This window comes from Streptomyces stelliscabiei (assembly GCF_014873495.1).
GTDB classification, from domain to species: Bacteria; Actinomycetota; Actinomycetes; order Streptomycetales; family Streptomycetaceae; genus Streptomyces; species Streptomyces bottropensis.
Window position 1 is genome coordinate 8,940,585 of record NZ_JADBGF010000001.1, and the last position, 21,114, is coordinate 8,961,698.

A 21,114-nucleotide genomic window follows, 5' to 3' on the forward strand; every position below is an offset into this window, starting at 1 on the left:
AGGTCAACCGTCGTGTGGACGTGCGAAGAGCACTGACAGAGCATGAACAGGGAATGTATCCGGGCGGGGCGCACTTTCCGCGCCCATCGGCTCTCAGGGAGGCAGCAAGGCATGGACGCGCCTCAGAACAGCCACAACGGCACGCAACTGGTCGACATCTCGACATTGTCGCCCGGCCAGCTGCGGCTGCTGGCGGGCATGGACACGGTGTTGGGTCATGCCGTGCGACGCCATCTCCAGGAGCGAGACAAGTCGTCGAAGACGACGGACGTCGTCTTCGAAAGCGCGCTGTGACGACGGCGGGGTGCGAGTCGGAGGGAACGCCAACAGTCCCCTTTCGGCAATTTCTGCTCAAAATACATAGCTTATGCAATTTGTCGTGCGACTACTGCTATGTGTATTTTGCGGCGGACCAGAGTTGGCGCAGACGTCCGGCGGTGATGACCCTCGACACCATGCGTCAGGCCGTCGACCGCATAGCCGAACACGTCCGTGAGCACGGCCTCCCCATGGTGCGGATCATTCTGCACGGGGGAGAACCACTGCTCGTCGGCAAGAGACACCTGGGAGAACTGCTCACCGCCGTGGGCGAACGCCTCTCCACTGTGGTCGAGGTGCGCTGCTCGATGCAGTCGAACGGCACCCTCCTCGACGAGGAGATCCTCACGCTGCTGCGCCGCCACGCGGTCGGCGTGGCGGTCAGCCTGGACGGTTCCTCCGCCGCACACGACCGGCACAGACGGTTCGTGAACGGCCGCCCGAGCCATGCGCGTGTCGCCGCCGCGCTGCGTCTGCTGAACAGCCCCCGTCACAGGGAGCTGTTCGTCGGTCTGTTGTGCACCGTGGACCTGGCCAATGATCCCGTGGAAACGTACGAGGCTCTGTTGGAATTCGAGGCTCCCCGGGTGGACTTCCTTTTGCCGCACGGCACTTGGGTGAGTCCGCCGGCCGGCCTCGGGCACCGCGACCTACCGCCGGCGCGGCCACCGGTCGTCGTTCCACAGGACGAGCCGACGCCGTACGCCGATTGGCTCATCGCCGCGTTCGACCGCTGGTTCGACGCGCCTCACAAGGAGACCCGGGTCCGGATGTTCGAGGAGGTCATGTCCGGTCTGCTCGGTGGTGCCGTGAACGCCGAGACGTTCGGGCTCGCACCCGTGGATCTCGTGGTGGTGGAGGCTGACGGGACGATGGAGCAGTCCGACTCGCTGAAGGTCGTCGGCGAAGGGGCGCCCGAGACCGGTCTGGACGTCTTCCGGCACTCCTTCTCGGACGCGTTGGCGAACGAGACGATACGACGCAGGCAGTCGGGGCTGCGCGGTCTCGGCCAGGTCTGTCGCGACTGCGCCGTGGCCCGTGTCTGTGGCGGGGGGCTCTACGCCCACCGTCATCATCCCGTGACGGGCTTCGACACTCCGTCCGTCTACTGCTACGACCTGTCGGCCTTCATCACCCACGTCCGTTCCAGGATCCGCGCGGGGATGGCACCCCTCGTCGTCGAGGCGGTCGAGGCGGTCGAGGCGCCCGTGGAACGCCCGACCGCCGTCCGCGAGCCGGAGCGTGACTCGGGGCGCACGGGGTGACGCCACGCAGCGCTTTGTGAACAGGCTGTCTCAACGGGCGTTGGACGCGAGGATCGGGGGAAGCATGCTTTCGGGCCCTCCGGAGAGGGGCCCGTCGGGCCGGGCGGCGGTATTGTCGTCCGTCTCGGCACGACTCAACCAAGGCTAAGGCTGAGGGGTACCGGTTGGGGGGTGAGGAGGTGTGGGAGGCAGCCGAACCGCGCGCACTTCCGCCGGTGTCGGTCACCTCCCGAGGCGCGAGAACCCATCCACCCCACGATAGGGACCCCGCGAACGCGCGTCGGGGGCTCCTTGGAACCGTACTTCTTCCTGAGTTATGCGCGCAGGCGCGGACCCCGGGTCCTCGTCAAGCGGTTCTACGACGACCTGTGCGCGGAATTACGCCAAGAACTACGGCGATTACACAAGAGCGATGCGGTCCCTTTCGACCGTCCGTTTCTCGACGTTCAGTCGATTCAAGTGGGGCAGGACTGGAACGCGGCCCTGGGCGAAGCCCTGGGGCACTGTCGGACCATGCTGGCCCTGTACACCCCCGACTACTTCCGCAGCGACTTCTGCGGTCGCGAGTGGAAGGCGTTCGAGGACCGGCAGCGCAGCCACAGAGCAGTGACGGGTGTGGACGCGAAGGCCCTCATCCCCGTTCTGTGGGAACCGGTTCAGAACATCCCCCCGGGCGCGGCCCACATTCAGTACGACAACCTCGATCTGGGCGAGAACTACGCGCAGTCGGGTCTGCGGCGCATCCTGGCCTCGGACCCGGGCGGCGACGAGTACCGCCGCATCGTCAATCACATCGCGCACCAGATCCTCGTCGCCGCAGAGCACTTCCGCATACGGCCCGTCAACGACCTGGACATCAGCGAACCGGGATCCGCCGGCCCCTTCCCGTCCGCCACCGAACGGGCGGAACCGGGCAGCAGGGCCCTGCTGTTCGTTGCCGCCCGGACCTCGGTGAACGCCCACAGGAAGGCGACCGACCCGGGCTGCCACGGGCAGAGCCCGACCGACTGGAACCCGTACCACGCCGAATCCCCTCAGCCACTGGTCGAAAGGGCGAGCCGTCTGCTGGAGGAGCGTGGCTTCACGGTACGGACCGAGATCGTCTCGGACGTGCTGGGCGCCGCCCTGGACGAGGCCCGTGGGCAGGGGCAGGTCGCGGTCCTCCTGGTGGAGGCCTCGGCCGCGGCGGACGAGCCGTTCGAGCGGGCCCTGCGTGCCTACGACCGCAGCAATCATCCGGGCTCCGCGGCCATAGTGCCGTGTGATCCGGACGAGGCGGGTGACGGCCCCCGGGGCAAGGCCTACTGGGAGGCGGTCCGGGGCGCCCTTCCGTTCAACTGGGCCAGGGGAGCCGGGGATCCCCTGCCGCTCCTGCAATCGGGCATCGGTTCGGATCAGTTCGAGGCCGTTCTCCACGCTGTCATAGCGAAGGCGCAGAACCAGCTCGTCTCCTTTCTGGAGATCCTGAAGATCAACTCTTTGGAGACGCCTCGGACCACGTCCCCCTCACTCCCCGTTCTGACCACCGTGGCCACCCCGCGCAGCCGTACCGGACTCGCACCGCCGATCGCTGCCCACCTCTCCTCCCACCAGACACCGTTTGAGAAGGAGCAGGAAGATGACCCATGACGACCGCCGCCGGGGCACCATCATCACCTTCTACTCCTTCAAGGGTGGTACAGGTCGCACCATGGCGTTGGTCAACACCGCCTGGATCCTCGCGAGCAACGGTCTGCGCGTCCTGGTGGTCGACTGGGACCTGGAGGCTCCCGGACTGCACACCTACCTCCAGCCGCTGCTGGCCGACCCCGAACTCACCGAGAGCGCCGGCGTCATCGAGATGGTCAAGAACTTCGCCCGGCACGCGGTGGTGCCGCGCGTGGGATCCGGTGTGGACGCCGCAGCAGCGTCCGGCCCGTCCCGGCCCGGCGGAGGCGGCCTCGCGGACGAGCCCGATCCCCGGGAACTGGCTCGGGTCGACCGGTATGCCGTCGGCACGGAACTACGGCTGCCGCCGGGCGGCAAACTGGACCTGCTCCCGGCCGGAGTGCAGGACCCCGACACGTACGCGGTCACCGTCAGCACCTTCGACTGGGGCACCTTCTACCGCATGGGCGGAGCCGACTTCCTCACCGCGCTCCGCGACGACATGGCCGCGCGATACGACTACGTACTGATCGACAGCCGGACCGGTCTCAGTGACACCGCGAGCATCTGCACGGTCGTCATGCCGGACATCGTCGTGGACTGCTTCACGCTCAGCCGGCAAGGCGTCAACGGCGCAGCCCACGTCGCCCGTTCGATCCGACGGATCGCCGACACCCAGCGACGCGACATCCGCATCGTTCCCGTCCCCATGCGCGTCGAGGACGCGGGCCGTGACCGTCTTGAGGCCGGCCGCTACCAGGCCCGAAACCTGTTCGCGCCCTTCCTGGACTGGGTACCGCCGGAGGAGCAGGACCAGTACTGGAGCAGTGTCGAGATCCCGTACAAACCCAGTTACGCGTACGAGGAGATACCCGCGACCGTCGGCGAGCGACGGCAGGACGGCACCCTGCTCGCCGCGTTCGAACGGCTGACCGCCCGGCTCACGGACAACAGGGTGACCCAGCTGAACAATATGCCCGAGCGCTACCGGCAGACGCTGCGCGCGGAGTACGAACGGTCCTCCCCGATCATCCGCAAGGACTTCTACGTCAGCTACGCCGCCACCGACCGGCTCTGGGCGGACTGGACCGTCACCGTGCTGCGGGCGGCCGGGTACGAGGCGACGCTCGCCCCGATCGAGGTCGAGGACCTCACGCCCGCCCCACAGGAGACGCCGACGTGGCTGGAACGCACCCTCGCGGGTGAGGGGCGCATGGTGCTGCTGCTCTCCCCGCAGTACACAGCCCTGCCTCAGGCCCGGGAGATCCGGCAGCGCACCAGTCGCAGGGATCCGTCCGGCCAGATAGGCATGGTCGTGCCCCTCCGTGTCGATGACTCACCTCCCCCGGCCGAGTTCGCCCCCCTTTCGGCGGTCAGCCTTGCGGGTGTCTCCGCCGAGGAGGCCGTGGCCCGCCTGCTGACCACCGTCGACCGCGTCGGCACGGTCGAGCCGGGGTCGCGGCCGGCGGCCACCGGCCTGGCCGCAGCCGCCCGGCTCCCCGGTACTCCACCGCAGGCCATCGGGGGGCGACCGCAGCGCAACGCTGTCTTCACCGGCCGTCGAACACTGATCGAACGGCTGCGCGACAGCTTGCTCTCCGGCACCACCGCCGTGCTGCCCCAGGCGCTGTACGGCCTCGGCGGCGTGGGCAAGACACAGGTCGCGCTCGAGTACGCCTACCGCTTCGAATCGGACTACGATCTCGTCTGGTGGATCAACGCGGCCGAGCCGACGCAGATCCGCCAGGACCTGAACAGGCTGGCCGGGCATCTCGGTGTGCCCCTCGGTGGCAAGGACTTGACGGCCATATGCAACGAGGTTCTGGACAAGCTGCGTCGCGGCACCCCCCACGCGCGCTGGCTACTCGTGTACGACAACGCCGAGAAGCCGGCCGATCTCGGCGGTCTGATTCCGGACAGTGGGCCCGGTCATCACATCCTCATCACCTCGCGGAACCCTGCCTGGGCCGAGCGTGCCGAACGCATCGAGGTCGACCTCTTCACTCGTGAGGAGAGCGTTGCGCTGTTGCGCCGCTACAACCCGGACCTGGAGCCCGCGGACGCGGCCCGGGTCGCTGAGGAACTCGGGGATTTCCCACTGGCCGTGAGCCTCGCCGCCGCTTCGTTGCAGGAGTCGGCGATGCCCGTGGACACCTATGTGGAGATGCTCCGTACTCAGATGACCGACATCCTGCGCAACCAGTCCGCCCCCGACTACCCGACGTCGGCAGCGGCAAGCTGGTCACTCGATCGGCTGAAATCCCGTACGCCGGCCGCGGCCGCACTGCTCCAACTGTGCGCGTTCTTCGGGCCCGACCCGATCCCGCGAGACATGCTCAGCAGTCGGCCCTCCCTCGAACTGCTCGAACAGCACGACCCGAGCCTGTCCGACCCACTGCTGATGAGCCGGCTCTACGGAGAGATCGTCCGCAACGGACTGGCCCAGGTCGATCAGCGGACGGACACGCTGACATTGCACCGGCTGATCCAGCGTGTGCTCCGGGACCAGCTCACGCCCGAGGAACGGACCGGCATGCGGCAACGGGCGCATGCCGTTCTCGGTCAGGCCAATCCCAAGGTTCCAGACGAGTCCGACAGCTGGCGGCGCTATGCCGCACTCCTTCCGCACCTGTGGCCCACCCGGGCGGAGGAGAGCGACCACCTCCCGGTGCGGAACTGGATCTGCGACACGGTCCGATACCTGTGGCGCAGCGGCGACGCCGACACCGCCAACAGGACGGCCGAACGGGTGCTCCAGAGCTGGCAGCCCCACTTCGGTGAGGACGACGCGCTCGTCCTGAGGCTGCGCACCGAACTCGGCAACGCACTGCGTGACCAGGGCCGCCTGCCCGAGGCGTACGAAGTGACGCGTGACGTCTACGAGCGGGGCAGCCGGATCCTGGGCGAGGACCACCCCTACACCCTGGGCGCGGCCATGAGCCTCGGCTCCGACCTGCGCAGTGTCGGCCGGTACGCCGAGGCCATGGAGAGCGACCGGGAGACCCTGCGTCGTACTCGGCGTGTCTTCGGTGAGAACCATTCACGCACGCTCTCCGCCGCCAACAACCTCGCCGTGTCCGAGTTTCTGTCCGGTGACCGGAAGGCCGCGCGCGACACCAACAGGGAGATCCTCAAACAGCGCCGGGAGATCTCCGGGCCGGATGAGCGGGCCACACTGAACTCCGCCAACAACTTCGCCCGCGACCTGCGGGCCGCCGGGTTCTTCCGGGAAGCGTTGAAGCTCGCCGAGGACACACTCAAGCGCAGTCGACGGGCCCTGGGGGCCGACCACATCGTCACGTTCCGCGCTTCTCTCGGGGTAGCGGTTCTGTACCGTCGGCGCGGCGACTACGAAGCGGCGTACAAGCTGACGAGTGAGACCTACGAACAGGCGTTGAAGGAGCTGGAGCCCAACCACCCCGACACCCTCGCCATCGCCACGAACCTGTGCGCGGACCTCTACGACCGGGGTGAGGCCGTCCGGGGCCGGGAACTCGCCGAGGAGACCCTGGAGCGTTACAAGCGCCGGTTCGGCCCGGACCATGTCTTCACCCTCGCGAGCGGCACCAACCTGGCCGTGCTGCGTCGGCTGACCGGGGAGCCGGAAGCCGCGCTCGAACTGTCGACGAGCACTCTCGAGCGTTTTCGCCGACTCCTCGTGCCGCGCCACCCCTACACCCTCACCTGCATGCTGAATCACGCAACGCACCTGTCCGAGAACGGTGACCACGCACAGGCCGTCGCGTTGGGGCGGGAGGCGTACGAGGGGTTCACAGAGGTGCTCGGTCCCGATCACTACCTCACCATCGCCGCGACCTCGAACCTCGCGACCGAACTGCGTCGGGACGATCCCGACGAGGCCGAACGGCTGCACCAGGATGCCGAACGGAGCGCCCGCAAGAGCGGCGAACTCGGCGGTGACCATCCCATGACCCGGGCAGTCACTCGCTGGCAGCCCATCGACGCGGACATCGAGCCGCCCGTCACCTGACACGACTCTCGCGAACGCAGTGCCACCAGAGTCCCGCAGACGAGAGAGTCTGCGGGACTCTGACGGTTGGCTGACTCACCATCGCGGCGAGCGAGTCGGACCGCCTCGCCGACCGAGCGACGCCGGCAACTGCGGCGCGATGGTGCCCTTCGCGCTGCGCGCGACCCTGCCGCATCTGTGGCCCGGTCGGGCGGCGTGCGGCCGACGACATCCGGGTACTCCTGCCGCGCACCGAGCTTCGCAACATCCCGCGATGCAGGGCGTTTCGCGCGAGGCCTACGTCAACGACCCCTACGTCCCACGGTCGATGGCGGCCCTCGTGGGTCCCGACCGCCTCCCTACGCGCCTCACCGCGGGCCAACGTGGGGCCCTGCGACGCGGTCATACTCGAACGAGAAGCACTCGCAAGGGCGTTGAAGATCGCGGGAGCTGATCACGACGACGTCATCACCCTGCCTTGCAATCAGTCGGTGGATCTCGCCGTGGCTGATATAACGAAGGAGTCGAAAGAGCACTAGGGTGAAGCCCTGCAACTCGCCATACATACCTTGAGAGTAAGCCACCCCACGTAAGCGGCGGGTGGAGAGCAGTGTGCGACCGGACGCGGATGGTGAACCACCGTCCACCTTCTTATCCGGGTCTGCCGAATACGATGCGCTCCACTCGGTTCGGTGAAGCTCTATGCTGCGGCACTTGGCGCGGATCCTCGCCGATTGCGATACAGGCCGCCGTTATCCTCCACTCGCGGTTACGGCAGCCTTGGCAGTGCGAACTTCCCACATCAGCTTGGCCGTTAGGAGACCGATGCCCCCCTTCCTGTTCTCGACGGATACGCCTGCAGGGTGCGCCGATTCCAGCGCTCACCCGATCTGGGCCGCCCGGAACCGCCTTTGTGGAGTGCCCGAGAACAGTGCTCTCGGGCATGTATTGCGCCGCCTCGTGCGGGAGGCCCAGAACCCGATCGGCACGGCCTCGGCCGATTTCGAATCGTCGCTCGAGTACGAGGCGCCGGTGTAATGAACCGCGTCCCCGTCCAGCCGCCCCCCGTGTCCCTGCGCCAGTTCGTCCTCAAGGTGCACAGCCGCTGCAATCTGGACTGCGATTACTGCTACGTCTACCACTCCGCCGACACCAGTTGGCGTGCCAAGCCCCGCCTCATGAGCGGGGCGGTGGCCGAGCAGGTGGCCCTGCGTATCGTCGAGCACGCCTCGACCCACGGTCTGCCGGACGTCCGGATCGTGCTGCACGGTGGGGAGCCGTTGCTTCTCGGGGCCGGAGGGCTGGAGGAACTGCTCGGTGTCCTCGGGCGGGGCCTGGCCGGGGCGGGGGTACCCGTCCGCTTCTCGATGCAGACCAACGGGGTGTTGCTGACCCCCGACGTCCTGGACGTACTCCTTCGGCATCGAGTGGGCGTCAGCGTCAGCCTCGACGGCACACGGACGGGCCACGACCGGCACCGGCGCTTCCCGCGGGGCGGGGGCAGCCACCGGCAGGTGACGGAGGGACTCGCCCGCCTGGCATCGCCACCGTACCGCCCCCTGTACGCGGGCCTGTTGTGCACGATCGACCTGGCCAACGACCCCGTCGACACCTACGAGGCGCTGCTCGCCGCACGCCCCCAACGCATCGACCTTCTGCTGCCGCACGGCACCTGGGACACGCCCCCGCCCGGACTCGCGGACCGGCGCGGCCGGATTCCCGCCGCCCCGCCGCTGACCGGCCACGGGGAGTCGGCCCGGCCGGACGGGGCGCCGTACGCCGACTGGCTGCGACGGGTCTTCGACCGCTGGTACGACGCCCCCGTACGGGAGACGGGTGTCCGCCTCTTCGAGGAGCTGATGGCGGGCGTCCTCGGGGGTTCGATGCGTACCGAGTCGGTGGGGCTGGCCCCGGCGACCCTGGCAGTGATCGAGACGGACGGCTCCATCGAGCAGTCCGACTCCCTCAAGGTCGCCTACGAGGGTGCACCCGAGACGGGGCTCGACGTCTTCCGCCACAGCCTCGACGACGTCCTCGACCAACCCCAGATCCGCCAACGCCAGTCCGGCGCAGCCGGGTTGGGGCCCACATGCGGCCGCTGCCCGCTGCTCGCCGTCTGCGGGGGCGGACTCTTCGCCCACCGCTACGCCTCCGGGAGCGGCTTCCGCAACCCGTCCGTGTACTGCGCCGACCTGGCCGCACTGACCCTGCACATCCGTGCCCGCGTCCGGGCCGACCTCGCCGGGGCGTCGCGGGGCTTGTCCGAGCTGGACGTCAGGGGTACGTAGGGTAGGGTTTACCTGCGTGTTCACAGGCGACATCGTGGACAGCGCGGCGGGACGTGGCGCAGCTTGGTAGCGCACTTGACTGGGGGTCAAGGGGTCGCAGGTTCAAATCCTGTCGTCCCGACTTTGCGAAGTCGCAGATCAGGGGCCGTTTCAGGAGAAATCTGAAGCGGCCCCTTGATCATCGAGGGGCAGGGGCACCGAACCGACCCGGCGGCTTGCCGTTCCGATCGGCCGTATGCGGCGGTGGCACAGTGCCGCATCGCACGCGGGGGTCGATCTCGACGAGTGGGTGCTCGTCACGCTCGACAGCGCGGCCGAGGAGATCCTGGCGGGGTAGCCGCCGCACCGGCCACGGGCTCTCAGGCGGGCTGCCGGCGCTTGAGGGGCCCCCACCAGTCCCGGTTGTCGCGATACCAGGCGAAGGTCTCGGCCAGCCCGGACTCGAAGTCGTGCCGCGGACGGTAGCCCAACTCGGTCCGCAACCTGGTGCAGTCGATCGCATAGCGCCTGTCGTGGCCCTTGCGGTCCGGTACCTGCCGTACGCGCGCCCAGGTCGCGCCGACTGCCGCGAGCAGCCGCGCGGTCAGTTCCCGGTTGCTCAGCTCGATACCGCCGCTGATGTTGTAGACACGGCCCGCGACACCGCCGGCGCGGACCAGCTCGACGGCCGCGCAGTGGTCCTCGACGTGCAGCCAGTCGCGCCGGTTGAGCCCGTCGCCGTACAGCGGGACGTCACCACCGTCGAGCAGCGTCGTGAGGAACAGCGGGATGATCTTCTCGGGGAACTGCCGCGGCCCGTAGTTGTTGCTGCACCGGGTGACCCGCACGTCGAGGCCGTGGGTGCGGTGGTACGACAGAGCCAGAAGGTCCGAGGCCGCCTTGGAGGCGGCGTAGGGGGAGTTGGGGTCGAGGGGGTCCCGCTCGGTGCGGGAGCCGCTCTCCACCGAGCCGTAGACCTCGTCCGTGGACACGTGCACGAAGCGGTCGACGCCGTGTCGCAGCGCGGCGTCCAGCAGGGTCTGGGTGCCCGTGACGTTGGTGCGCACGAAAGCGTCGGCGGAGGCGATCGAGCGGTCCACATGGGACTCGGCGGCGAAGTGCAGCACCTGGTCGGCCTGTCGCATCAGCTTGTCGACGAGGGGGGCGTCGCAGATGTCGCCCCGGACGAACGTCAGCCGGGGATCGCCGAGATCGAGATTGTCCAAACTCCCGGCGTAGGTCAGGCTGTCCAGCACCGTGACCTGGGACACCCCGCTGCGCTGTGCGGTGTCGCCCGCGAGCAGCATCCGTACGTAAGCGGAGCCGATGAAACCGGCGGCGCCGGTGACCAGCAGATTCACAGCCCCTCCGAAGGAAGCGGAGGCAGCACGCCCGCCTTGCACAGGCGCGCCCGCTCCATGACGTACTCGCCGTAGGGCGAATTGCCCATGCTCGCACCCAGCGCTTGGCAGTCGTCCGGGTCGATGTATCCCATGTGCATGGCGATCTCCTCGATGCAGCCGAGGCGGGTGCCCTGCCTGCGCTGCGTGTCCCTCACGAAAGTGCCCGCTTCGAGCAGGGATTCATGAGTGCCGGTGTCCAGCCACGTGACGCCCCTGCCGAGCCACACCAGTTCGGCGGTGCCCATCTTCAGGTAGACGCGCAGCAGGTCGGTGATCTCCAGCTCGCCCCGGGGGGACGGCTCCAGGTCTCTGGCGATGTCCGTGACCTGGGCGTCGAAGAAGTACATCCCCGGGATGGCGAGCTTCGAGCGCGGATTGAGGGGCTTCTCCTCGATAGAGAGGAGTTCGCCCTGCGCGTTGATCTCGGCGACTCCGAACCGCTCGGGGTCGGCCACCTCGTGGCCGAACAGCACACAGCCACCCATCTTGAGCGCGGTACGCCGCAGCATGGTGGGCAGGTTGGCGCCGTGGAAGAAATTGTCGCCGAGGACCAGCGCGCACTGCTCGCCGCGGATGTGGTTCTCCCCCACGAGGAAGGCGTCGGCGATGCCGCGCGGCTTGTCCTGCGTGGCGTAGTCGAGGGACAGCCCCAGCTGCCGGCCGTCGCCCAGAAGCGCCTGGAAGGCGGGGAGGTCGGCAGGACGCGTGATGATGAGGATGTCCCGGATGCCCGCCAGCATGAGCACGGAGAGCGGGTAGTAGATCATCGGCTTGTCGTAGACCGGCGCGAGTTGTTTGGAACCGGCGAACGTGAGGGGCTGCAGGCGGGTGCCGTTGCCGCCCGCCAGAATGATCCCCTTCATGCGCTCCACGCTCCTTCGTGATCGGTGTCGGGCATCGTCGGGGGCCCGTCCTCAGCCGTTCTCATGCGCGTCTTGGTGGAGCGGGGCCGACGACCGGCGCGGGGGACTTCGAGCAGGGTCATTGCATGTTCGGGATCGGTCCGGTTCGCCGGTCTCGTACATGGCGTCACGTCATGTTCCGTCCTGTGCCGGGACGTTCCCCGGGAAGCGGAACAGGCACGGCGCCGGTGATCATGTGGTTGTCGAAGACTCATGAGAACCGAGCGAGACCGAACATCGTCAGCCATGCCCTCCGGGCTGGGACAACTGGCCCTCCCGAACCCTCACGGCACCCCACAGGACGCCGCTGACCTGCGTCGGTTCCTGATCTGGGTGCCTGATCCACGCGGCCGTCGAGGACGGCGGTATCCGATGCCGCCCTTGTTGTGTGCGGCCGCCGCGGCCGTGTCGGCCGGCGCCCGCTCCCTTGATCCTTTTCCGGCATCGAGGCGATCAGCACGGCCACCCGTTGCGGGCTGTCCGAGGGACGCGTCGGTGGTCCCGCACCATGCCCTGCTGACCGAGGGCGTCTGCGACGGTACGGGAGCCGCACCGTTTCCGGGCTACGAGTAGCGGCGATCGCGCGGCGTTCCTCGCGTGCCTGCTCGATCGGTTCCTCCAACGCCTCGTACCACTGCTCGCCCTGCGCACCGCAGTTGTCCCGGATGCCGTGCTTGAGGTCGAAGGTGTTGGCGTTCAGGGAACGGACCATGGCGAGCCCCTGGTCGACCTGCCTCCGCAGCTCACCCTGCGAGTGGGACAGCTGTGCCACGGCGGCACGTATCTCGGTGCGCGCGTCTGCTCAGATCGACGGCCCACGCCGCAGGGCGGCCCGCACCGTCGGATCGCGCAGCACCGACTCGGCGAAGCCGGCGGGCAGCGCTTCGAGAGCCCGGAAGCCGGAACCGGCCCGGTCGGCCAAGCTCCTGAACTCCGCCCCGGCTGCCGGCACCACCCTCGTGCCCGCGAGCCTTCAGCTCGACGCCGAGCACCACGAACGGCTGCACGTCACCGCGCGAACCCATGGTCAGCAGGACGATCCGCATCGTTCTCCTCGAGTCCGTCACTCCGCCGGACGGGCGTCAGGCCGGGGTCAGCGTCAGGTACCGCTGCTGCCAGAGTTCGTACAGCTCGGCACGCACCGCGTCGGGAACGATGCCGGCCTCCTTCGCCAGCTCGCCGACGGTGCGCACGCCGTCCACGACGCCGAGCAGCGTGAACAGCTCCTCCGACATCCTGGCCACCGGAGCTCCGGCGTAGTCCAGGGAGATCTCGTGCCAGGCGGGACCCGCTGCGACGGCCCCGGTGCCGAGCCGGCGCGCCAGCCTGGTCACCGGCCGCAACCGGGGAACGAGTGTGTCCAGGTCGGCCGACGGGTCCGCCGAACGCCGGCGCACCAGGAAGTCCTCGACCACCAGGTAATCCAGATCGGTGGTGAGGTAGCACGCCACCACGTCGTCGATGGTCTGCACGATCGGCTCTGCGTTGTTGTTGAAGGACGTGTTGAGCAGCACCGGTGTCCCGGTGCGCTCGCCGAAGGCCGCGACGAGCCGGTGGAACCGTTCGTTCGCGGCCGGGTCGACGACCTGCACGCGTGCGGTGCCGTCGATGTGGGTGACCGCGCCCAGTTCCGGCCGGCGCTCCTCGCGGACGGGAACCACGTAGGACATGAAGTCGTAGTTCGCCTCGGTGGCGGGCAGGTCGAAGTAGTCGGCGGCGGCCTCGGCGGTGACCACGGGCGCGAACGGCCGGTAGCTCTCCCGCTGCTTCACCATCGCGTTGATCCTGGTCTGGTTCTCCGCCGGCCGGGCGTCCGCGATGATGCTCCGGTTGCCCAGCGCCCGCGGGCCGAACTCCGAACGTCCCTGCGCCCAGCCCAGGACCGCGCCGTCGGCCAGCAGTCCGGCCGCGACGGGCACGATGTCCTCGTGCCGCTCGAAGTCGAGCACCGCACCCCACGCGCCCAGGCGGTCGCGGACCTCCGCCTCGGTACCCAGCGCGGGGCCCGAGCTCGCGGTGCGGGACCGGCGGACCGGCCGGGCCGCACCGCCCAGTTGGTCGGCCGCGAGGAAAGCGGCACCCTCGCTCGCGCCGGCGTCGTGCGACGCCGGGTGCACGAACACCTCGCGGAACAGCCCGGAGCGCAGGATGTCGCCGTTCAGGGTGGAATTGTGGGCCACGCCGCCGCCGAAACACAGCCGGGACAGGCCGGTCGACTCGGCCCAGTGCGTCAGCACGTGCAGCACGATCTTCTCCAGCGCCTCCTGGGTCGCGGCGGCGAAGTCCTTGTGCTGCTGGGTGAACGGCTCGCCCTTGCGGCGCGGCGTGATGCCCCTCGCGAGCATCGACGGGCCGACCAGGTCGGGCACCGTCATGTTCGGCAGCAGGTCGTATTCGCCCTTGTCGCCCAACAGGTACAGCGAGCTGACGGCCTCGCGGAAGGTCGCCGGGTCGCCGTAGGGTGCCAGGCCCATCACCTTGTACTCGTCGCCGAAGCCGTAGCCGAGCAGTTGGGTGGCGTTGAGGTAGAGCATGCCCAGTGACTTGAAGACCGGGTAGTCGGCCAGCTTCTCCAGCCGTCCCCCGCCCGACCGGTAGACGGTGCCGGAGTTCTCCTCGCCGCGGCCGTCCAGGACCAGCACCAGCGACTCCGGCATCCCGGACCGGGCCACCGCCGCTATCGCGTGCGCGTCGTGGTGCGGGGTGAAGACGAGCTTGTCGTCGCCGAGATCCCAGTCGAACTCCTCGGCGAACCACTGCTTGATCAGCTGGCGGCAGTACACCGTGGGCACCTTCGGGTGGACGGTGTAGAAGAAGTTGAGCGTGGTGTCGACGAAGTCCTCACGGAAGTAGTACGCCACGCCGTCGAGCTGGTCGACCGTCACCCCCGCCACATCCAGGCACGCGCGGATCGCGTTGACCGGGAACTTGGTGGTCTTCTTGATCCGGTTGAACCGTTCCTCCTCGACGGCGGCGATCACCTCGCCGTCCCGCACCAGACACGCAGCCGAGTCGTGGAACAACTGGTCCGGCAGGAGGGGGACCAGATCCGAGTCCCGCGCGGAGAAGTTTCCGCTCAACCCGAGCACCAACATCGTGACCACCCCAACTCGTCGTTGACTTGACAACCCGCCTGCCGTCAGGCTGCGGGCCCTGCCGGACCACGACACTGAGTGGATGCGGGCCCTGGGAGTTCTGCAGCAGCCTAGGTGGGACGGATAGCGGATGAATATCGCCGACGGCCGGACCGGACGCGCCCGGTCAGGACGACAATCCGTTGCGCGGCAGCGGAAGCCGATACCGCAGGCTCAGGGCTCCCGGTGGCGTCCGTGGCCGGCAGGGTGGCCATGAAGGCGATCCGCACGGCCCTCGCTCTCGAGGCCGCGGAGTTCGGCCTCACCGAGTTCGACAAGCAGTTCGGCGCGCAATACCCCGGCGCGGTCGATCCATGGCGGAACGCCTGGGACGAGTTCGCCCCTTCCTCGACTTCCGCCCGGGCTTCGCAAGATCGGGTACACCACCAAGGCGATCGAATCCATCGACTTCCGGCCAGCGGGAAACACCGGCTGGGGGCGAGCTCAGCCGGCGTAGTCGGCCACGTACCGGTCGAGCAGCCGATCGAGGTGGCCGGCGCCGCCCGGCAGGACGGCGGTCGGCAGCAGGGCCCGCAACCGGGCGGTGGAGACCGTCGTGCGCACCGGCGGGGCGTCGACGACCTCGAGCCGGGCCGGAAGGCCCATCCGAGCCCGCACCCCGGCGGCGATCGCGGTCACCGGAACCGGTGTGCCGGAGGCGACGTGCACCACCTCGCCGTGCACGCCGGCCGCCAGCAGACCGTCCACAGTGGACACGACATCGCGCACGTCGACCAGATCCCGGTAGGTGTCCCGGTACAGTCGGACGGTTCCCGAACGCACCTGCTCGACGAACGCGGGCAGCAGTTGGTGCGGCCGCTGCCGTGCGCCGACGACGTGCGCCAGCCGCAGCACGAGCCAGTTCGCGCCCGAGTCCGCCACCTGCCGCTCCAGCCCGAGTTTGTGCCGCCCGTAGGGCGAACTCGGCGAGACGGGTTCCCGTTCCTCCACGATGTGGTCGGTCGAGCCGTACATCGCGTGCGACGCGGTCGACAGCACCACCGCGGTCAGGTTCTCCCGCAGGCAGCGCTGCGTCACATCGGCCATGAGCGCCCGCTCCCTGGCGAACTCCGCCGGATCGGTCACCCGTACGCTGGACACACCGGCAGCCACCACCACGGCGTGCGGGTGCCGGTCGGCGATCGTGCTGAGGTGGCTTGCGATGAAGCCCCGGCCGATGACGCGCATCAGTGTCCTCCGGACACGGTGACGACGCGAGCGGATGCCCTGACGGCGTCGAGAAGTTCGGCGGTGCACAGGGTGTCGGCGTTGGACGCCGCTGCCGAGTCCGGCACGCCGGCCCGGCGGGCTCGGACCTCGGCGGTGAAAGCAGCAGCCGATCGGGCGAACTGGTCGGCGGCCGGCGTCACGATCTCCTCGGCATGGTCCTGTTCATCGATGCGCAGCACCGGCTGGTGGGTCGCGGGTGGGGTGAACGCGCGTTCCAGCAGCAGCTGGGCGGACGAGCCCCACAGCCGGTAGCGGGAACCGTAGCTGTGCCGGAAGCCGAACTCGGCCGTCACGACCACGTCGCCGGTCGTGAGCAGCACGCTGCCGGACACGTCGACCCCGGTGACCGGATCCACGTGCAGCACCGCGCCGGCGACCTCGATCTCGTTGCCGAACAACAGTTGTGCCGCCCGGACCGGGTAGACACCGGCGTCCAGCAACGCCCCGCCGCCCAGTTCGGGCCGGTAACGCACGTCGGCGGCGGGCAGCGGCGGGAAGCAGAACGAGCTGGTGAAGTGCCGAGGCTCGCCGATTCGGCCGGCGGTCACCAGGTTCCGCACGACGGCGTGCACCGGGTGGTGCAGGAACGTGAAGTTCTCCCGCAGCACGAGGTTGTTCACTTCGGCCAGGCGCACCAGATCAGCGGTGTCGGCGGCGCACGTCGTCAGCGGCTTCTCCGCCAGGACGTGCTTTCCGGCCGCGAGCGCGGCGGCAGCCCACTCGTGATGGAGGGAGTTCGGCAGCGGGACGTAGACGGCGTCGATGTCGGCGCGCTCCAGCAGCGCCGCATACCCTTCGATCGGCTCGCCGCCGAACCGCTCGGTGAACGCCGCGGCCCTGGACCGATCCCGGCTCGCGACGGCCGCGACCGACACCCCGGCCGTACCGGTCAGAGCAGGCAGCATGCGCCGCCACGCGATGGATGCCGTACCCAGCACACCGATCCGCACCGTCGCCGCCGGGTCGAAGTCCGCTCCGGGGGCGGGTTCCGCGAGAGGCCGGACCATCAGGCGCCCCCACCCTGCGCGACCGGACTGTCGTCATCGAGGCGAGCCACGAGGCTGTGCAGGCACGCCACCAGACTGCGGGCCTGCACGTTCACGTAGTGGCTGTGCCGGAGCAACCCGACGATCTGGGCCATGGTCATCCACCGGTGCCGGGCCGGTCCGGCGCCGTTCGCCACCACCGGGTCGACCTCGACGATCACGTGCCGGGTCCGGGCGTGGAAGAACCGGCCGCCCTCCTCGGAGAGCTCGGTGTCGAACCGGATCCGGTCGGCCGGCGCGGCCAGCACGTCGTCCAGGAAGGGCGGCCTGGCCTCGGCCGGCAGGTGCTCGTAGCTGTCCGGCGTGCACTGCACCGTCGGCGCCAGCTCGACGAAGTCCACGAGCCCCGGCTCCATCTGGACGCCGACCAGTATGTGCAGCACCCCGGAGAACCGGGCGACCAGGAACGCCACGACGCCGAGCCCGTGCGGGGCGATCATCGGCTGCGTCCAGCTGTCGATCTCGCGGCCCCCGCCGTCCACCGCGACCGCGCGGACGTCGAAGAAGACGCCCGTGTCGTGAGTGATCCGGTCGGGCTGCCGGCGCCAGCCGCGCACCTCGCGCAGCGGGATCGGGGTGGCCTCGACCTCGCGGCGGGACCGCAGGTCGGTGATCCAGCTCAGGATCTCGCCGTCGGTGTGCAGCGCGCCCCACTCCGTTCCGATCGACCGCACGAGGGCCGCCCGGAACCCGGACGCGCCACAACCCAGCTCGCCCACGAGGTTCGGTCCGGAGAAGGACAGGCAGGACAGCACGGTGCGCGTGTTCATGTTGACCAGGTGGTCCTCGGTGAGCAGCGCGTGCACCTGGCCCAGTGACAGCCAGCGGAAGCCGGGCAGCACCTCGACGTCCGCGGTGGTCTCCACGACGATGTTGCGGTTGCGTTTGCGGTAGAACCACGAGCCTTGCTCGGACTGCAGCACGTCGGCGAGCACCGCCTGCGGTGGCGCGGACAGGAACATGTCCACATAGGGCACCGGGCGGCCTCGGTGTACCGCGGTGTAGTTGCTCTGCGTGGCCTGCACGGTCGGGGACAGTTGCAGCACGTTGCAGTTGCCCGGCTCCATCTTGGCCTGCATCAGGCAGTGCAGCACCCCGTCGAACTCCTTGACCAGGATGCCCAGCACCCCGGTCTCCGGCTGATTGATGATCGGCTGCGACCAGCTCGCCACCGGGCCGTGAGCGGCGGCCACCGACAGGCCCTCGATGGCGAAGAACTTTCCGCTGTCGTGCACCAGGTTGCCGGTGTCGTCGGCGAAACGCCAGCCGACCAGGTCGGCGAAGTCGATACCGGCGACCGTGGTGGTCCTGGCCACGGCCAGCCGTTCGGCGAACCAGGACCGGAAGTCCGGTGTGACCGTCACGGTGCCCTGGGTGGACAGTGCTGATCGGACGACACGCAGCGCCGCCGACGGGTCGTGGGTCCGAAGTAGACCACCGGGGGTGACCGGGGACGCGGTCATTCGGACTCCTTCGTGGATACCCCGGCCCTCAGGCCGGGAAGAGGACGAACTTCTGCGGAGCAGGACAGGAAACGGGGTTCACCCGGAGGGCGAACGAGCGTCGTGTGCGTTCGGTCAGCCGCTTCGGGGCGAAACGAAGCTGCGGACCGGCCTACCACCGGGCCGGCGGGGATGAAGACTGTGGAACTCGTGCAGGACCGATGGCCGGCACTCCGGCCATCGCCGTGAATGCGGGTCGACAACGGGTCGTGGAGTGGAAACTGCGACTCGCGAGGGTCGGATCTCCCTGCTGCAGCCAGGAGAGCGGTCAAGGTTCCTCCGGTTCCGGCTGGGGAAGGGCTGCCACCGGAAGCCGTCAGCGCCGGGTGACGGCGTGGTTCTCGATGACGTCTGCGGCGGCGGCCACGCCTCGATCAGCGCGCACCGCCGCCGCCAGCGCCGCCACCCGAGTGGCGATCGCCGGATCGTCGATGGCGGTTCGCACGGCGGCGGCCAGCCGGTCGCCGGTCAACTGCGAGAACGGCACCGGCGGCGGTGCGACGCCCAGCGTGGCCATCCGGCTCGCCCACACCGGCTGGTCGGCATAGCAAGGTACGACGACCTGTGGCACGCCGGCGGACACCACGGCCGCGGTGGTGCCCTGGCCGCCGTGGTGCAGTACGGCGGCGGCGCGGGGCAGCAGCCAGACGAAGTCGGCGCTTTCGGTCCGGATCGCCTCGACGCCGGCGGGCAACGGGCCGTCCGGGCCGCCGACGACCACCAGCCGGTGTCCGGTCGCCGCCGCTGCCGCCACGCTCGCCGCGAGCAGGCCGGGACCGTCCACCGCCCAGGCGCTGCCGAAGGTGGCCACCAGCGGCGGATCGCCGCGTTCGACGAACTCGGTCACCTCCGCCGGATTGTCCCAACGCACGTTGTCCGACCAGTACCCGGTGATGTGACAGTGCTCCGGCCAGTCTGCGGGCGGCGCGAACACGTGTGGGCTGAACTGGTACAGCAGCGGCCGGGTGACCCCGTCGTCACGGAAGGGTGAGCGGAGCCCGAGTCGCGGCAGCCCGGCGGCGGTCCGGCCGCGGTTCACGCTGGGCCGGTACACCAGCCACTCCAGCGCGCCCATGGCCCGGTGGGTGAACCGGTTGTAACCGCCGCCCAGCGACAGCTCCGGCGCGCCCAGCGCGGGCCACGCGGCGGTCTCGGTCACCGGCCAGGACGCGACCGAACACCACGGCACGTCCGGCCGGGCCAGCGCGCCGATCCGGGTCAGCGTGGTGTTGACGACCATGTCCGCGCCCTCGCCGGCGGCCACCATCTCGTCGATCAGGGTCTGCTGCTGGGCACCGGTCAGCCGTGGCGCCGCCATGGCCATCCGGTACATCGACGGCCCACGCCGCAAGGCGGCCCGCACCTTCGGATCGCGCAGCACCGACTCGGCGAAGCCGGCGGGCAGCGCTTCGAGAGCCCGGAAGCCGAGACCGGCCCGGTCGGCCAAGCTCCTGAACTCCGCCCCGGCTGCCAGCACCACCTCGTGCCCACGAGCCTTCAGCTCGACGCCGAGCACCACGAACGGCTGCACGTCACCGCGCGAACCGATGGTCAGCAGGACGATCCGCATCGTTCTCCTCGAGTCCGTCACTCCGCCGGACGGGCGTCAGGCCGGGGTCAGCGTCAGGTACCGCTGCTGCCAGTGGTCCTCGCCCGTCGATGAGCTGACAGCCCGCCCGCCATCGAGCAGTCCCGACCAGGCCGAGCCTAGGCGGGACGGATAGCGTCCGAATATCGCCGGACAGGGGCACCCGGCAACCACGACACACCAGGGACGGTGTCGTCCGACCAGAGTTCGTCCGCCAGATCCGTACGGGAGACCGCCTGGCCTGCTTCCAGGGCGAGGACGGCAAGCATGGTCCGGACTTTGCTGGATCCCACACCGTGCGGATGGCCGTCCGTGCCCACGGATATCGGACCGAGAAGATGGACAGCCACAACGTCCCCTCGCGTGCTGGTACGTGATTTCATCGGCGCCGGCCGACCCTGCGTCCCTCTCACGACTACTGACCCGCAGTCAGCGAGTCCGTCACAGCCGCTCCATCGTCGCAGGGCGCTCGGACCAAGGTCATCGGTCGACCGGGCCGATTCGGATCCGCACGGAAGAATGAGGGAGCACGCATGCGGTTCGGTCGTGCAACCCGTCCGTGCCGACGGGGGTACAGGGATGAATGCACTCGGCAGTGAGCCGATGGGCGCGTAGAACATGGCGAAAGTGCGCATCACCCGGCTCGGCGGCGTGCGACTCGGCGGCTGTGCGAAGCCGATGCCCGGCCGCCGCCCGAAGGCGTGACAGGCTCCCCCGGCTGAAGACGATCGACGCCCCGGCAACGGGGCCAGGGCGCCAGGTAACGGGTCGGCCGCAGGCGCCGTGGTGATCCACCGCGACCGGCGCCAGGGGCGCCACGAGACTCGGCGCCTCCCGTCGTG

General features: G+C 69.3%; 12 protein-coding genes and 1 tRNA gene. 6 read left to right on the top strand and 7 right to left on the bottom strand.

Translation table 11 applies throughout. The annotated features are described in order from the left end of the window. Positions 1-111 precede the first annotated feature (111 nt). The 6 genes from fxsA (at position 112) to H4687_RS39355 (ending at position 9,609) form a co-directional block, all read left to right on the top strand. Positions 112-294 carry an FxSxx-COOH cyclophane-containing RiPP peptide gene (fxsA, locus tag H4687_RS39330; protein WP_046916860.1) on the top strand — a complete coding sequence of 61 codons (183 nt, stop codon included), beginning with the start codon at positions 112-114 and terminating at the stop codon, positions 292-294. After that, positions 291-1,583, top strand: a complete 1,293-nt coding sequence (locus tag H4687_RS39335; RefSeq protein ID WP_233443384.1) for an FxsB family cyclophane-forming radical SAM/SPASM peptide maturase — start codon at positions 291-293, stop codon at positions 1,581-1,583. The genes fxsA and H4687_RS39335 overlap by 4 nt, the downstream gene beginning before the upstream one ends. Before the next feature lie 291 nt (positions 1,584-1,874). Next, the gene (locus H4687_RS39340) at positions 1,875-3,212 is read left to right on the top strand and encodes a TIR-like protein FxsC (RefSeq protein ID WP_046916858.1); all 1,338 of its coding nucleotides are present in this window, start codon (positions 1,875-1,877) and stop codon (positions 3,210-3,212) included. Beyond that, positions 3,202-7,221 (top strand): FxSxx-COOH system tetratricopeptide repeat protein, encoded by a 4,020-nt coding sequence (gene fxsT, locus H4687_RS39345; RefSeq protein WP_046916857.1) that lies wholly within the window; start codon positions 3,202-3,204, stop codon positions 7,219-7,221. The genes H4687_RS39340 and fxsT overlap by 11 nt, the downstream gene beginning before the upstream one ends. 1,016 nt (positions 7,222-8,237) lie before the next feature. Then, entirely contained in the window at positions 8,238-9,488 is a 1,251-nt protein-coding gene (locus tag H4687_RS39350; protein WP_046916855.1) for an FxsB family cyclophane-forming radical SAM/SPASM peptide maturase, read from the top strand. Between the two features lie 47 nt (positions 9,489-9,535). Then, positions 9,536-9,609: transfer RNA gene (locus tag H4687_RS39355), tRNA-Pro, on the top strand. 238 nt (positions 9,610-9,847) lie between these two features. On the opposite strand, the gene rfbB is transcribed toward H4687_RS39355, so the two are convergent. The 7 genes from rfbB to H4687_RS39390 all read right to left on the bottom strand — a co-directional run bounded on the left by rfbB (position 9,848) and on the right by H4687_RS39390 (position 20,254). Then, entirely contained in the window at positions 9,848-10,828 is a 981-nt protein-coding gene (gene rfbB, locus H4687_RS39360) for a dTDP-glucose 4,6-dehydratase (RefSeq protein ID WP_046916854.1), read from the bottom strand. Then, complete coding sequence (gene rfbA / locus H4687_RS39365; RefSeq protein WP_046916853.1) at positions 10,825-11,733, bottom strand: glucose-1-phosphate thymidylyltransferase RfbA; 909 nt, start codon at positions 11,731-11,733, stop codon at positions 10,825-10,827. The genes rfbB and rfbA overlap by 4 nt, the downstream gene beginning before the upstream one ends. A gap of 1,121 nt (positions 11,734-12,854) precedes the next feature. Beyond that, positions 12,855-14,867 carry a carbamoyltransferase family protein gene (locus tag H4687_RS39370; protein ID WP_046916865.1) on the bottom strand — a complete coding sequence of 671 codons (2,013 nt, stop codon included), beginning with the start codon at positions 14,865-14,867 and terminating at the stop codon, positions 12,855-12,857. Positions 14,868-15,350: 483 nt separating this feature from the next. Next, positions 15,351-16,094, bottom strand: coding sequence for an NAD-dependent epimerase/dehydratase family protein (locus H4687_RS39375; RefSeq protein WP_046916852.1), 744 nt, complete (start codon positions 16,092-16,094; stop codon positions 15,351-15,353). Continuing rightward, entirely contained in the window at positions 16,094-17,143 is a 1,050-nt protein-coding gene (locus H4687_RS39380; RefSeq protein ID WP_046916851.1) for a Gfo/Idh/MocA family protein, read from the bottom strand. The genes H4687_RS39375 and H4687_RS39380 overlap by 1 nt, the downstream gene beginning before the upstream one ends. Further along, positions 17,143-18,645 (bottom strand): NDP-hexose 2,3-dehydratase family protein, encoded by a 1,503-nt coding sequence (locus H4687_RS39385; RefSeq protein ID WP_046916850.1) that lies wholly within the window; start codon positions 18,643-18,645, stop codon positions 17,143-17,145. The genes H4687_RS39380 and H4687_RS39385 overlap by 1 nt, the downstream gene beginning before the upstream one ends. Before the next feature lie 355 nt (positions 18,646-19,000). Further along, positions 19,001-20,254: a glycosyltransferase gene (locus H4687_RS39390; RefSeq protein WP_046916849.1), complete on the bottom strand. Its 1,254-nt coding sequence runs from the start codon at positions 20,252-20,254 to the stop codon at positions 19,001-19,003. Positions 20,255-21,114 lie beyond the last annotated feature (860 nt).